Origin of the sequence: Rhodococcus sp. Leaf233 (assembly GCF_001426165.1) — a bacterium.
Classification (GTDB): Bacteria; Actinomycetota; Actinomycetes; order Mycobacteriales; family Mycobacteriaceae; genus Rhodococcoides; species Rhodococcoides fascians.
This window is the reverse complement of the sequence record NZ_LMRO01000013.1, coordinates 279,231-293,906: the sequence shown is the minus strand read 5'-3', so window position 1 is coordinate 293,906 and position 14,676 is coordinate 279,231. Positions and strand designations below refer to the sequence as shown.

At 65.5% G+C, this 14,676-nt stretch carries 11 protein-coding genes and 1 pseudogene; 3 read left to right on the top strand and 9 right to left on the bottom strand.

Annotation, left to right across the window (positions count from 1 at the left end; translation table 11 throughout):
* The 7 genes and pseudogenes from ASH04_RS27645 to ASH04_RS24050 form a co-directional block, all read right to left on the bottom strand.
* A pseudogene (locus ASH04_RS27645) lies at positions 1 to 1,581 on the bottom strand (amino acid adenylation domain-containing protein); the annotation flags it as partial.
* A 1-nt stretch (position 1,582) separates the two neighbouring features.
* Positions 1,583 to 3,794 (bottom strand): condensation domain-containing protein (locus ASH04_RS27640; RefSeq protein WP_442971253.1); only part of this gene is annotated, 2,212 nt, incomplete at its 3' end.
* A 636-nt stretch (positions 3,795 to 4,430) separates the two neighbouring features.
* On the bottom strand, positions 4,431 to 6,008 hold the full coding sequence (lnt, locus tag ASH04_RS24070) for an apolipoprotein N-acyltransferase (protein ID WP_057474731.1): 1,578 nt from the start codon (positions 6,006 to 6,008) through the stop codon (positions 4,431 to 4,433).
* Positions 5,998 to 7,593 (bottom strand): amidohydrolase, encoded by a 1,596-nt coding sequence (locus ASH04_RS24065; RefSeq protein ID WP_057474730.1) that lies wholly within the window; start codon positions 7,591 to 7,593, stop codon positions 5,998 to 6,000. The genes lnt and ASH04_RS24065 overlap by 11 nt, the downstream gene beginning before the upstream one ends.
* A gap of 17 nt (positions 7,594 to 7,610) precedes the next feature.
* Positions 7,611 to 8,147 carry an FxsA family protein gene (locus ASH04_RS24060; protein WP_057474729.1) on the bottom strand — a complete coding sequence of 179 codons (537 nt, stop codon included), beginning with the start codon at positions 8,145 to 8,147 and terminating at the stop codon, positions 7,611 to 7,613.
* Positions 8,148 to 8,228: 81 nt separating this feature from the next.
* Entirely contained in the window at positions 8,229 to 8,885 is a 657-nt protein-coding gene (locus tag ASH04_RS24055; protein WP_027497113.1) for a response regulator, read from the bottom strand.
* 16 nt (positions 8,886 to 8,901) lie between these two features.
* Positions 8,902 to 10,062, bottom strand: a complete 1,161-nt coding sequence (locus ASH04_RS24050; RefSeq protein WP_032370549.1) for a sensor histidine kinase — start codon at positions 10,060 to 10,062, stop codon at positions 8,902 to 8,904.
* 17 nt (positions 10,063 to 10,079) lie between these two features.
* On the opposite strand from ASH04_RS24050, the gene ASH04_RS24045 reads away from it, so the two are divergent.
* The 3 genes from ASH04_RS24045 to ASH04_RS24035 are packed head-to-tail and all read left to right on the top strand — an operon-like array spanning position 10,080 to position 13,742.
* Positions 10,080 to 10,847, top strand: coding sequence for a TSUP family transporter (locus ASH04_RS24045; RefSeq protein WP_032370548.1), 768 nt, complete (start codon positions 10,080 to 10,082; stop codon positions 10,845 to 10,847).
* A gap of 10 nt (positions 10,848 to 10,857) precedes the next feature.
* Positions 10,858 to 12,384: a TldD/PmbA family protein gene (locus tag ASH04_RS24040; protein ID WP_032382028.1), complete on the top strand. Its 1,527-nt coding sequence runs from the start codon at positions 10,858 to 10,860 to the stop codon at positions 12,382 to 12,384.
* Positions 12,381 to 13,742, top strand: a complete 1,362-nt coding sequence (locus ASH04_RS24035; protein WP_027497109.1) for a metallopeptidase TldD-related protein — start codon at positions 12,381 to 12,383, stop codon at positions 13,740 to 13,742. The genes ASH04_RS24040 and ASH04_RS24035 overlap by 4 nt, the downstream gene beginning before the upstream one ends.
* A 39-nt stretch (positions 13,743 to 13,781) precedes the next feature.
* On the opposite strand, the gene ASH04_RS24030 is transcribed toward ASH04_RS24035, so the two are convergent.
* Complete coding sequence (locus ASH04_RS24030) at positions 13,782 to 14,207, bottom strand: VOC family protein (RefSeq protein WP_027497108.1); 426 nt, start codon at positions 14,205 to 14,207, stop codon at positions 13,782 to 13,784.
* Between the two features lie 88 nt (positions 14,208 to 14,295).
* A complete protein-coding gene (locus ASH04_RS24025) occupies positions 14,296 to 14,676 on the bottom strand; it encodes a PPOX class F420-dependent oxidoreductase (protein WP_027497107.1) in 381 nt (126 codons plus the stop codon).

Below are 14,676 nucleotides of genomic sequence, written 5' to 3'. Positions count from 1 at the left end.
TCGGGTTCGGGGAGGGCTTTGCGGTCGAGTTTGCCGGCCGGAGTCAACGGGATCGACTCCAACATCACGAACGCCGAGGGCACCATGTGCGCAGGTAGCACCGACGCCGCATGATCACGCAGCACACCGGCATCGAACGACGCACCGGCCACCGGCAACACATACGACACCAACACCGTCGACCCCGCCGCGGACTCACGCCCGACAGTGACCACGAAATCGACACCCGACACAGCCGCCAACACCGAATCGATCTCACCCAACTCGATGCGGAAACCACGCACCTTCACCTGAAAATCGCTGCGCCCCACATACTCCAACGCACCCGAGGCATTCCACCGCACCACATCACCGGTGCGATACATCCGCGAACCCGCACCACCGAACGGATTGGCCACGAACCGCTCCGCCGACAACCCCGACCGCGCGTGATACCCACGAGCCAACGCCGGACCCGCCAGATACAACTCACCCACAACACCGACGGGCACCGGATTCAACCGCGCATCCAACACCACCTCCGCGAAACCGATCGTCGGCGAACCGATATCGACCGACTCCCCCACCACCAACGCCGACGAAATCGACGAGAAAATCGTCGCCTCCGTCGGACCGTACGCATTGAACATCCGCCGACCCGGCGCCCACCGCGCCACCAACTCCGGCGCACACACATCACCACCGGTGACCACGACCTCCACCGAATCCAACCCCACCGGATCCACCGACGCCAACGCCGCCGGAGTCACGAACGCATGCGTGACCCGCTCCTCGGCGAGCAACGACGCCAACTCCACCCCACCGAACACCATCGCCGGCGCAATCACCATCGTCGCCCCACCCGAGAACGCCAACACGAACTCGAGAATCGACGCATCGAAACTCGGCGACGCGAACGCCAACACCCGAGACGACGGCCCCACACCGAACCGAACCCGCTCCTCGGCAGCCAAGTTCCCCACACCACGATGAGTGACCACCACACCCTTGGGCACACCCGTGGACCCCGAGGTATAGATCAGATACGCCGCATCATCGAGACGCAACACACCCGAACGCTCGGCATCCAACACCGGAGCAGGCGAAGCGAACGCCAGATCCGCCACCACATCGGCATCGTCGAGCACCACCCACGACACCCCACCCACACCCGCAACCGCATCCAGATGCGCACCCAACGTCACACCCACCACAGCACCGGAATCGACCAACATGTGCTCGATCCGATCCACCGGATAATTCGGATCCACCGGCAAGAACGCACCACCGGCCTTCGCCACCGCCCACACCGCCACCACAGACTCCACCGACCGCGACAACGCCAACGCCACGAACGACCCCGGACCCACACCACACGACATCAACACCCGCGCCACACGCGACGACGCCGCATCCAACTCCCCATACGAGAGCACCCGCGAACCCGACACCACCGCAACACCACCGACACCAGCAACACCGACCGCACCAGCCAACAACTCCGGCAACACCACACCCGCAACAGAACGCGGACCACGAACCGGAGCCAGGCGCGCACGTTCGGCAATCGCGGCGACGAGACGCGCATAGCCGCCGTCGTCGNTGAACCGCTGCACACGGCGTGCACAGCACAGGAGCACCCGCGAACCCGACACCACCGCAACACCACCGACACCAGCAACACCGACCGCACCAGCCAACAACTCCGGCAACACCACACCCGCAACAGAACGCGGACCACGAACCGGAGCCAGGCGCGCACGTTCGGCGGTGGAGAGCAACTCCACGTCACCGACGGCACGCTGTGGGTCACTCGTCAGTGCGTCGACGATGCGCACCAGACGACGACCGATCTGAGCGACACTGCCGGCATCGAACAGTTCTGTGGCGTAATCGATGACGACATGCGGAGATTCGGACTCGTGAACCGTGACGACGAGATCGAAATCTATTCCGTCGCGCGGAAGCGGAGACTCCCCGAAGCGGAGCGCGACCTGGGCGAGGGGGTTGTGCGAGCCGGTTTCGGCCGAGCCGAGTGCTTGGGCTATCTCGGCGAAGGTGGCATCGGCGTGGGCCGACGCATCGACGAACTCTGCCGCGGTGGTGCCGACGAAGTCCGAGAACGACTGACGGCCGTCGGGGCGGGTGCGCAGAACAACCGTCTCGCCACGGCCGGAGGGTACTGCGATCGAGACGTCGTCGGTGGATGCGAGACGCGAAAGAAGAACGGCCACAGCGGATTCGAGCACGACGAACGGGGTGGTCGAGCTGTCGTCGGCGAGTCGGCTCACGGCATCCCACGCTGCGGACCCGAGGGCAACCTCGTGCGATGCGCGAACATGCCCGATGCGCGAAGGCCGGGGGCGGTCGGTCGGCAGCGCGAGCAGGTCCGGTGCATCGGCCAGTCGATCGACCCAGTGGGCTACGTGCGCCGCAGCGCGGCGGCGGCGGCGACCTTCGAGGGCGCTGTCCGGATGAACTTGCAGGACGGGCACGTCCGGGCCGGACGCGATGAATTCGGTGACCATGTCGACGAAACTGGAGTGATGCGTCGTCAGGTCGTTGTCGTCGTAGCGGTTGGGGTTTGCCCGGAAATCGACGAATGTTCGTGCGGGAGTACCACTCTGGTATACGTTGACGAGGAGGTCCTCGACCGGGCCGGACGTGACGATGTTGAATTCGCCGACGATCGAGCCGAGCTGAATCTGCTGATGGAACAGCATCATGTTGACCATCGGGCCGGCGAGTTGTTTGTCGCTTCCCGTGGCTGCCAACTCGCGCCGGATGTCTTCGATGCTGAACCTCTGGTGCCGCAACGCACCCATCAGTTCGAGCTGTACCTGCTGTACGAGTTCACCGACGGTGGCCTTCTCGGAGACGCGCATCGGAATGGGTGCGACGTTGACCAACATTCCGCCGGATCGACGGAGGAGGGCCGTGGTGCGCGCGGACACGGGGATATTGACCAGGACGTCTTCTCGCCCGGTCATGCGCGAGAGGTAACAGCCGAATGCAGCGATGAACACCGCGGCGGCCGTCCCGCCCTTCGTCGAGTCCGACGCTTCGAGTTCGGTGACGACGTCATCGGGCAGTGCGACACTGCGCAGCTTGCTGGCCGCGATGGTACGACCGGGTGTGTTGGACAGCGTGGCACCGTCGTGGATGCCCGCGGCCCTCGATGTCCAGTACTCCTTGTCCGTCTCGAAACGAGTGGACGTCCGGTACTCCTGATCGAGGTCGTACAGTCGCCGAAGTTCGGCTGCCTTGTTCGGCTCGGGTTCGACATTCTCGACCGCTGCGGTGTAGAGCGCGGCGGTGCGCTGGACCAGTGTCATGGCACCGTAGCCGTCGAGGGCGACGTGGTGGATCTTGCTGTACCAGAGGTTGCGTTCGTCCTCGACCTGAAGAATCCAGCTGTCGACGAGCGGATCGTTCTCCATGTCGACCGGCTTGACGTAGTTCTCGTCTATCCACGCCAGCGCCGACGCCATCGGATCGTCTTCGCCGCGAAGATCCAGGTAGTGCACCGACTGATCTATGCCGTGGTCGACCGTCTGAACCGGCTCCCCGTCGACCTGGGCCAGGCGCAGGTAGGCCGACTGAAACTCGTGGCCGGCGCGGGCCGACGCCTCCTGGAGAACCGCTATGTCGAGTGGTCCGCGCAGATCGACGTATTGGGCGATACAGACAGCGACGTCAGGCGCGAGTTGTTGCGCAAACCACATTCCGCGCTGCGCTGAGGACAACGGGAAGGAATTGTCGAACCCTGTTCCGGTCGGCGGGACCTGAGAGCCACCGGTGGTCACTGCGCGCATTCACTTGCCTTTCGGCGGGACGGAGGCACCGGCAAAAGCCGACGTCGAACCCGTGGAATCGGAGCCTTCGGCCTGGTGAGAGATCTCCGGCCGCGGCGGCGTCTGCGCGCGATTGAGCAATTCTGGCGTCCGTTCTGGTCTGCGTTCGTATCGGTCCACACACACTCGATGGCGGTTGTGGGGCTGTTTGGATTCGTCGCCTGGAGCTTGCCGGATTGAAACAGGGAAGAACCCCGTTTTCACCGGGCGGGCTGCATCGCGGGAACCTCACGCGAAGTAGAGTCGATCGACGGTGTCCGTGAACTCAGGAACACGGTTCCCCCTCCCTGTCAGGCGCTCGATCCGGACGCGGCATCGATGCCGATTGTTCGCTCCCCTGACATCGTGACCGAGGCGGCGTTCGGGGGTACGACGGCGGCCGCATCCTGGACCTCCAACACCTCCAGCGGCTTACAAAGATACAACATCGGCGAAGTTCTTTTGTGCGGTAGTCCTAGTGGGCATCGATTGTTCGGGGAAGCTTGTTACAGGATCGCTTGTGTGCGCCACCCGACCGCCGTTTTTACATCGAACGAATGATAGTGATTCGGACCGTCGATGCGCCGAATACCGACCCGAACGAACTTGACGATTGTTTCATTCACGAAGCCGTCGACGTCGGACGTCGACGAGCGTCGCGATCAACCCCACTGCCGCGGCCAGAATCAGCGCCAGCTCCGCGCCGAAACCGATGCGTGTCGCCGGTGTGAGCGAGCTCCGCAGTTCGACCGTCGATACCAGTACATCGGGCTCGAACAGCGGGGTTTGCTGCAGGACGTTCCCCTCGGGTCCGACTACAGCACTGACGCCGCTCGTCGCCGCAACCACGACGGTGCGTCCGTGTTCGACGGCTCGCACCCGCGACATCGCCAGCTGTTGATACGTCATTTCCGTATCGCCGAACGTTGCGTTGTTGGTAGGGATCGCGATGAATTGCGCACCCGAACGAACGGACTCGTCGAGGGCCCGATCGAATGCGACTTCGTAGCACGTGGCTATTCCGGCCGCTATTCCTGCAGCGTGTACGACACCGTTTCCATTTCCAGGAACGAAATAGCCCGCTCGATCGGCGTATTCCGAAAACAGCCGAAAAAAACTTCGGTACGGCAAGTATTCACCGAAGGGCTGAATGATCTTCTTGTCGTGCCGCTCCCCTGGTCCGTCGGCACCGTTCCATGCGATGACGGAATTGGTGTTCGTGTTGTTCGCGTTGACCAGGACGGTGCCCACGAGGATCGGCGCACCGACGGCAACCGACGCCTGCGTGATGAGCGTCGCAGCGTCGGAGTTGCGCAGCGGGTCGATATCCGACGCGTTCTCCGGCCACACGACGAGATCCGGCGCGGGTTGCCTGCCCGCGTCGACATCGGCGGCCAGCGCCATCGTCTCGCGCACATGGTTGTCCAGTACCGCGCGTCGCTGCGCGTTGAAGTCCAGCCCCAGGCGAGGAACACTGCCCTGAATGGCAGCGATCGTCGCCGTGCGATCGCCGTCCCCGATGTCGTTCGTGTGCAGAGTCGGGATCAGCGACACCGCAGTGATCGATGCGATCGCCGTGGTCACGACCGGTCCGACGAGCGATCGGGCGGTGACGCGACGCGTGAGTGTCAGCACCAGCGCGGCCAGTCCGGTACCGGTGAGCGCGACCCCGAAACTGAGCAGCGGTGCGCCTCCGATGCTCGCCAACGGAAGCAACCAGCCCTCGGGTTGTCCGAACGCCAGCCGGCCCCACGGAAACCCTCCGAAAGGAACGCTCGACCGAAGCCACTCGGCGGCGCTCCACATCAGGGCCATCGACAGCGGCCACCACGCGCTCCGCGCAACCAGCACGGCCGTCATACCGAACAGACCGAGGAATACCGATTCGGCTGCGGCCAGCGCGAGCCACGGCACCGGGCCGACGTAGACGCCGATCCACGGGAGCAGAGGAACGAAGAAGGCGAGGCCGGCCACGTAGCCGTATCCGAATCCGCCTTTCAACGACACCGATCGCCGACCGCCGAACCCCGTCAGAACCAGGGCCAGTACTGCGATGCCGATGGGTGCCAGAAACCAGAGCGTTCGCGGCGGAAAACTGGCGAAGACGAGCGCGCCGGCAACGGCAGCCAGGACGGTCGACAGCGCAGGCCCGTACAGCCGGGTCAGTCGCGCGGTCGAGGGGTTCTCACTGCTCATGAACGACCCGTCCACGGTGCACCGTCATCGAGCAGCGGGGACCGACGGACGACGCCTCGAGGCTGGGCAGCGGTGCCACGCCCGCACGGGGGTCGGTCGACCACCGTTGAACGCTGTCCTTCGGTGCTCGCACGACGAGCTCGTCCACGTCCCACACCGCAAAGGACGCGGGGGCGCCCGGCACCAGTGTTCCGGCCAAACCGTCGCGCACTCCCCCCGCCCGCCATGCACCGCGCGTCGCAGCCGAGAACGCCGCACGGGGCGACACCGAGCTCCCCGGAGTGCGGTGGTTCGCCGCAGCGCGGACCGTCGCCCACGGATCGAGGGACGTCACCGGCGCATCGGAGCCGAACGCCAGCGAGACTCCCGCAGACGCCAGGCGTGCGAACGGGTGGAGTTCGGCAGCGCGCTCGGCACCCAGACGCGCGGCGTAGAGGCCGTCGGCTCCGCCCCACGCCGCGTCGAACGCCGGCTGCATGCTGGCGATGACGCCCCATGACGCCAACAGGTCGGCTTGCTGCGCGGACACCATCGCCACGTGCTCGAGCCGGTGTCCGCAGGACGCGACGGCGGGCGTGCCCAGATCGGCGACCACCCGGCCGAATGCCGTGACGGCGGCCGACACCGCGGCGTCGCCGATGACGTGGAAGCCGGCCTGAATTCCGGCCGTCGTGCAGGCGGCGATGTGTGCAGCTATCGCGTCGACATCTGCGTACGACACCCCGGTTCCGGGACCATCGGCGTACGGCGAGCTCAACCATGCGGTGTGCGACCCGAGAGATCCGTCGACGAAGATATCGCCTGCCAATCCGTGGGCACCGGTCTCTTCGAGCAATTCGCGGGCGCGTTCGGCGGTATCTGCCAGCTCGCCCCAGTAGCCGCGTACTTCGACGCCGTGCTCGGTGTTCATGAGTTCGCGGAAATCGACGATGCCCGACACCACCGGTCCTGCACATTCGTGAACCGCGACGATCCCGTGCGCCGCTGCTGCATCGAGCGCAGCAGCCCTGGCCCGGCGTCGGGTGTCGGCGGTGAGCAGCGAGCGAGCGGTCTGCCGAGCACGATGGTGCGCGTCTGCGGTCAGTGGAGACTGTTCGGAGTAGCCGGAGGTCGCGTCGGCAGCGGACGCGGCGAACCGCAACCGGGTGGATACGGCGGCCGAGTGCGAGTCGACTCGGGTGAGGTACACCGCTCGTCCGGGAGCAGCCGCATCGAGTTCGGCGGTGGTGGGAGGACGTTGTTCGGACCAGGTGGACTCGTCCCAACCGTGACCCCAGATCAGGTCGTCTTCCGAGGATGCCGCATGTTCTCGCACCATGCGCAGGCAGTCCTCGACCGACGTGGACCGGCTCAGGTCCAGGCCGATCAGCGACAGTCCGAGGTCGGTCACGTGAACGTGCGTGTCCACGAACGCCGGAGCAACGAAAGAACCGGCCAGATCGGTGATGGGAACGCCGGGGTGCAAGGCTCTTCCGGTGCGATCCTCACCGATCCAGCTGATGATTCCGTCGGTCACGGCCATGGCGGTGGCATCGGGAGCCGAAGGACTGTAGATCCGTCCGCCGCAGAACAATTCGGTGGTCACGAGCGACCAGTCTGCCCCTACCGGTGGGGCTTGGGGAAATCCCCGGCAGCGGGATCGACGCGGCCCGGGTCGATCACCTCACCCTCGAGAACGAGCGACGGTCCGGTGGTTCGTGGTCCGCGATTCTCGCCGGCCGTACGGTCGTCGAGTACCTCACCGTCGATGACCGTGGGGCGCATGCGTCGAGTGGACGCCGCGACTCGGGGCAGCCACCGCGCGGCCGCCCACAGCACGGCAGGCCGGAGCAGCCAGCGAGTCGGTGGGATCAACAGCAACAGACCTACCACCGTGGTCACCAGGCCGGGCACGAACATGGCCACCGACCCTGCAGCGAAGAGTGCGCCGTCGGCCACGGCTCCCTCGGCCGAGCGTTCACCCTGCGATGCGCGTCGCAGGCCGTCCAGTACCCGCCGGCCTTGCGAACGGACCAGCAACGAACCGACCAACGATCCGGCGATGAGCAGCACCACGGTCCACAGCACACCGAGTGCACTGCCCACAGCGACCAGGGCTGCAACCTCGACCACGACGTAGAGCACGAACAGAGCGAGCATGACGGTCCTTTCTTCGCTTGGTCCGTACAACGTCCGGCACAGTCGTTTTTCTCCCGATGCGTCCTGTTTGCCGGGAGATTCTCAGGATCCGGGTCTGACGAGGCCGGATTCGTAGGCGAGTACGACGGCTTGCACTCGGTCACGTACTCCCAGTTTGGTCAGTATTCGGCCGATGTGGGTCTTGATGGTCGCCTCGGACAGGTGCAACACCGTCGCGATCTCGGCATTGGACAGCCCGGTTGCCAGGTGCGCCATGACCTCTCGCTCACGCCCGGTCAGGCCGTCCAGTACCGATGGGTCGACGGCCGGCTCGGTGCGCTCGACGAACCGCGACAACAGCCTCTTCGTGACTTTCGGTGATACGACGGCGTCACCCGCAGCCACGCTCCGAATCGCGGATACCAGATCCTCGGGCGGTGTGTCCTTGAGCAGAAATCCACTGGCTCCTGCCCTGAGCGCACCGAGTACGTGCTCGTCGAGATCGAACGTCGTCATGACCAGAACCCTGGTGTCCGATCCCGATTCGGTGATCGCTCGAGTGGCGGAGACCCCGTCGATCCCGGGCATGCGGACGTCCATCAAGACCACGGCGGGCGCCAACCGTGCCACGGCTTCGATGGCACCGGAGCCGTCGGACGCTTCACCGATCACCTCGATGTCGTCCTGGGCTTCGAGCACCATGTTCAGGCCCATTCGCATCAGTTCCTGGTCGTCCACGACTACAACGGTGATCGGCACCGACACAACCTAACGCCTACTCGATCGGCAGTCTCGCCCGCACGAGCCAGGAGCCCTGGGGTGTTCGACCGACCTGCAACGTGCCCTGCAACACCGCGACTCGCTCCCGCATCCCCACCAGTCCGTGTCCTCCGCCACGGGTCGGTGGCGCCGCACTGCCGGTGCCGTTGTCGGAGATCTCGACGGTGACGGTGTCTGCTTCGCGTGCGACCCGCACGACGGCTCGTGGGGCATGGCCGGCGTGCCGAAGAACGTTCGTCAGCGATTCCTGGACGAGTCGGTGTACGCCGAGACTGATCGCCGGGCTGATGTCGTCGAGATTGCCCGTCTGTTCCAACTCGACGTTCAGGCCGGCTCGACTCATCATTTCCACGACGCGGGCCAGACCGGCCGTGCCGTACTCGGGCATGTCGTCCGCGTCGGGGGTCGTCCGCAGCAGCGCGACCGTCCTACGCAGTTCGGCCAGCGCCTGCCGGCCCGTCGCCGAGATGTTGGCCACCGCCTGCTCGGCTCGTTCGGGGTTGCGCCGGATGGCATACGACGCCCCGTCGGCCTGGACCACCATCACGCTCACCCCGTGGGCGACGACATCGTGCAGCTCGCGCGCGATGCGTGTTCTTTCCATGAGCACGGCCTCCTCGGCGCGGCGATCCCGGTCGTACTCGGCCACGATCAGTCGGGCTTCCATCGCCTCGTCGTATGCGCGTCGGGCACCGAGGAATTCGGCAGCGACCCACGACAGTGCGTACAGCAGAGCGCTGAACAGCAGCGTCGTGAACAACGGCTGGTGGAAGAGCAACAACGACGACACCGAGTAGGCGGCCACACCGGCGGCGTAGACGGCCCCCTGTGCGCGGCCGACGTAGGCCACCAGGGTGTAGAGCATGATCGGCAACGCCAGTGCGGCCGGATGGCCGTTGGAGGTATCCCCGACCATGGCTCCCCACACGTCGGCGACGAACGTCGACACGAGCGCCACGGCCGCCACGGACCTGGGGAACCGACGCCGCCACGCGACGGGAACGGTCAGGACCACCGAGAAGGCCAGAAACAACGGCCCGTTCAGGCCGTCGGCCGAACTCACGAAAACGAGAATCTCGATGACGAAAAGCCCACCGGCGAGCAGTGCGTCGGCCACGAACGGTTGGCCACGGAGCCACAGGCTGAATCGACGCATGTGATTGAGTTTGCCGTATGACTGTCGCGGACTGGGGATTGTTGATGGCCGCCGCGACGGCAGCAGGATGGGTCGACGCCGTGGTCGGCGGCGGCGGTCTCATTCTGTTGCCGGCGATCTTGCTCGTGGCACCGCAACTGACACAGCAGGCAGCCCTCGCGACCAACAAGGCGACCGCAGTCTTCGGAACAGTCGCCGCCGTCGTCACGTTCGCCCGCAAGGTCTCGCTCGACTGGAAGGTGCTCGTTCCTGCCGGCGCGATCGCGGCGACGACCTCGGCGGCGGGCGCTGCCGCGGTGTCGTTGATCGACCGCGACCTCTTCGTGCCGATCATCATGGTCGTGCTGGTCGGCGTTGCGGTACTGGTGACCTGCCGACCGACCATCGGTCGTACCGCGGCACCGTCGCCCCCGACCCATCGCAAAGTTCTGATCGTGATCGGCCTCGCCGCAGCCGGCATCGGGTTCTACGACGGCATTCTCGGACCCGGCACCGGCACCTTCCTCATCATCGTCTTCGCGACGATGCTGGGCACCGAATTCGTCCGCAGCGCCGCGATGGCAAAGGTGATCAACGTCGGCTCCAATGTCGGTGCGCTGACCTACTTCGCATTCACCGGCAGTGTGTACTGGCAACTCGGTGCTGCGATGGCCGCCTGCAATGTCGTCGGTGCGGTACTCGGTTCGAGGACGGCGGTCGCCAGGGGCGCAGGCTTCGTCAGGATCGTGTTGCTCGTCGTCGTGATCGGCATGGTCCTACGCCTCGGCTGGCAACAATTCGGCTAGCGTCACAGTCGTGACGACACCATCGGACCGGTCGGTCGACGCCGATTTCCTCGCCCTCCCCCTGCGAGAACTTGCCGACGCGGCCCTGAGCGCGGCGCGCACGGCCGGAGCCTCGCATGCGGACTTCCGGGTGCAGCGGCTGACGACCCAGTCGATTTCACTGCGCGACGGCTCGGTGCAATCCGCCGTCGACGCGGGGGAAATCGGGTTGGCGGTGCGCGTGGTCGTCGACGGCACCTGGGGTTTCGCCTCTCACGCCGAGCTGAGTACCGACGCGGCTGCCACCACGGCGCGGCGTGCGGCCGAGGTGGCGACGGCGTTACGCGTGCTCAACCGCGAACGGGTCGAACTCGCGCCCGAACCGGTGTACTCGGACGCGGTCTGGGTCTCGCAGTACGAGATCGACCCGTTCGACGTTCCCACCACCGACAAAGTGGCGCTGCTGGCCGAGTACTCGGCCAGGTTGTCCGCCTCCGACGGCGTCGACCACGTCACGGCGTCGGTGCTGCAGGTCAAGGAACAGTCGTTCTATGCCGATTCGGCGGGCAGCTCGATCACTCAGCAACGGGTACGACTACACCCTCAGTTCGAGGCCACTGCCGTGGACCGAGCGGCCGGTGCGTTCGATTCGATGCGGACATTGGCACCGCCCGTCGGACGCGGCTGGGAATACCTCGGTGAACACAGCACGTGGGACTGGGCGGACGAACTCGCGCGCATCCCGGAGTGGCTGGCCGAGAAGGTCAAGGCCCCGTCGGTGGTGGCAGGTCCGACGGATCTCGTCATCGATCCCACCAACCTGTGGCTCACCATCCACGAATCCATCGGACACGCAACGGAATACGACCGAGCGATCGGGTACGAGGCCGCCTACGCCGGGACGTCCTTCGCCACACCCGATCAGCTCGGAACCTTGCGCTACGGCTCACCCATCATGCACGTCACCGCAGACCGGACCGAGGTGAACGGTCTCGCCAGTATCGGCTACGACGACGACGGCGTGGCCGCGCAGAAGTGGGATCTGGTTCGCGACGGAACACTCGTCGGCTACCAACTCGATCGGGTCTTCGCCCCGAGGCTCGGACTGGAACGGTCCAACGGATGCTCCTACGCCGACTCCGCACATCACGTTCCGATCCAACGCATGGCGAACGTGTCGTTGCAGCCCGATCCCGACACCGACCGGTCGACCGAGGAGGTCATCGCCGCGGTCGAGGACGGTATCTACGTGGTCGGCGACAAATCGTGGTCGATCGATATGCAGCGGTACAACTTCCAGTTCACCGGACAACGCTTCTACCGGATTCGAAACGGTGTGCTCGACGGCCAGGTGCGCGACGTCGCCTATCAAGCGACGACGACGGATTTCTGGGGTTCGATGGAACTGCTCGGAGGTCGCTCCACCTGGAAACTCGGTGGGGCATTCAACTGCGGCAAGGCCCAACCCGGTCAGGTCGCCGCGGTCAGTCACGGTTGCCCGGTCGCACTGTTCCGCGGGGTCAACGTCCTCAACACCCGATCGGAGGCAGGTCGATGATCGAGCCGCAGCAGGTGATCGAACGTGCGTTGGCGTGTGCGAACGTCGACGACACCGTCGTCCTCGTCACCGACTCCAGCGACGCGACGCTTCGGTGGGCGGGCAATTCGATGACCACGAACGGCGTCTCCACTTCGAGGCAGTGGGTGGTGGTGTCCATCGTCCGGAACGGGGACGTGGCGCGGGTGGGTTCGGTGTCGTCCACCAGTGTCGATCCGAGCGAGATCGCGGACGTCGTGCGTGCCAGTGAAGCAGCGGCCCGCGCCGCCGAGCCTGCGGACGACGCGATGCCGCTGCTGACCCCCGATTCCGAGCCGGACGGCTGGGATCGACACGCGCAGGCCACGTCGATCGACGTGTTCGGTTCGCTGGCAACGGAACTGAACGTCGGATTCGACGGCCGAGACACGTTGTACGGATTCGCCGAGCATCGCGTCGACAACGTGTGGCTCGGAACCTCGACCGGAGTGCGACGCACGTTCACACAGCCGACCGGGTCGATCGAGATCAACGGAAAGCGGTCCGGGGCGAGTGCCTGGGTGGGAAAAGGTACAGCCGATTTCCGCGACGTGTCGGCGGCATCGATGCTCGGAGAATTGTCCACCAGGCTGGGCTGGGCGCAGAACACCGTGGAGCGTCCCGCCGGTCGGTACGACACGGTGTTGCCGCCCTCCGCCGTGGCCGATCTGATGATCTACCTGATGTGGACCATGGAGGGGCGCGGGGCCCAGGAGGGGCGCACCGCACTCTCGCGGGCCGGTGGCACCCGAGTCGGCGAGAAGCTCACCGAGCTGCCGCTGACGCTGCACTCCGACCCTCGCGAGCCCGGTCTCGGGTACGCGCCGTTCGTCGCGGCGGGCTCCTCCAGTGATGCGGTGTCGGTGTTCGACAACGGTCTCGGCATCGACCGGGTCGATTGGATCCGGGACGGCGCGATCGCAGCACTGGCCTATACACGCGCCGGAGCCCGGAAGTTCGAGGTACCCGTTGCCGTCCCCGGGGAGAATCTGATCCTCACCGGCGGCAGCGACACCGGGATCGACGCGATGGTCGCGTCGACCGAGCGCGGGCTGTTACTGACGACACTGTGGTACATCCGAGAGGTCGATCCGACCTCGTTGCTGCTCACGGGTCTCACCCGCGACGGTGTCTACGCCATCGAGGACGGCCGGATCATCGGAGCCGTCAACAACTTCCGGTTCAACGAGAGTCCTCTGGATCTGTTGCGACGTGTCACCGAGGCCGGACGGACCGAGGCGACACTGCCGCGCGAGTGGAAGGACTGGTTCACTCGCACGGCAATGCCGCCGCTGCGCATTCCGGACTTTCACATGTCCTCGGTCAGCGCCGCGCAATAGGGTCTGCGGGGTCGTTCCCGCAGGCCCTGCGTCCGACCGTTACTTGTCGGGTCCGGACAACTCGAGAGCGATGTTGTCGGGGTCGCGGAACTCCACGATGGACAGTCCGGGCCCTGCGTCCTTGATGCCCTCGTGCGCGATGCCGAGCTCATCGAGCGTCTTGACTGCATCCTCGAGCGCGGCACGGGTATCGACGGTGAAGCTGAGGTGGTCCAGCCCACAACGATCTTCGGCGAAGGTGTCGTCGCTCGGCGCGACCGGGCGCAGACCGAGCAAACCCCCGCCGAACTTGTAGATCACGCCGCCGAAGAGGAACCACAGGGCTTTCTTGGTCTCCTCGTCCGCGTCGGGATCCCAGGCGTAGGCCACCTCGAAGCCGAACACCGAGTCGTAGAACGATCGGGATCGGTCGATGTCACTGACGGTGAGTCGGACATGGTTGTAATCGGTCACTGCAATAGGCACGTGGTGCTCCGTTCCGGCAGCAGGGGAAGCCGCCTCATGAAGCATTCGGAACTGCGCATACCAACGATGGTGTCGTCGTGCAGACCGGTTACGCGGGAGTGATCGCGAGCCCGACCGAGCCGCTCTTGCCCCTTCGAAGAACGCTGCCCTTCACGGTGAGCCAGCCCAGGATGCCGTACTTCGACACTATCGCCGCGCGCGCTTTCTCGGTGCCGGCTGCATCGAGGATCTCGGCTGTCGCGTCGACCGCGTCGCCCTGGGGTTTGCCGCGCATGTCGCACGGTGCGAGCAGAACCTTCGAGTTACGGCGAATGCGCTTGACCTTCCACGAATCCGACACCGTCCACACGAGCAGACGATCACCGTCGAGCGCACCCCAGAGCGGGGTCGGTACGGCGGTGCCGTCCTTCTTGAACGTCGTCAGCAGTACGTACTTGCCCTTGGCAATGTCCTCGAAGGTGGCAGTCAT

Coding starts and splice junctions, on each gene's coding strand:
- ASH04_RS24060 (WP_057474729.1), bottom strand. CDS start 8,147: ATGCTCGCTCTGTTCGTGCTCTACGTCGTGGTCGAGGTTGCAGCCCTG.
- ASH04_RS24045 (WP_032370548.1), top strand. CDS start 10,080: ATGACTGTCGCGGACTGGGGATTGTTGATGGCCGCCGCGACGGCAGCA.
- lnt (WP_057474731.1), bottom strand. CDS start 6,008: ATGAGCAGTGAGAACCCCTCGACCGCGCGACTGACCCGGCTGTACGGG.
- ASH04_RS24050 (WP_032370549.1), bottom strand. CDS start 10,062: ATGCGTCGATTCAGCCTGTGGCTCCGTGGCCAACCGTTCGTGGCCGAC.
- ASH04_RS24025 (WP_027497107.1), bottom strand. CDS start 14,676: ATGACTGCCACCTTCGAGGACATTGCCAAGGGCAAGTACGTACTGCTG.
- ASH04_RS24035 (WP_027497109.1), top strand. CDS start 12,381: ATGATCGAGCCGCAGCAGGTGATCGAACGTGCGTTGGCGTGTGCGAAC.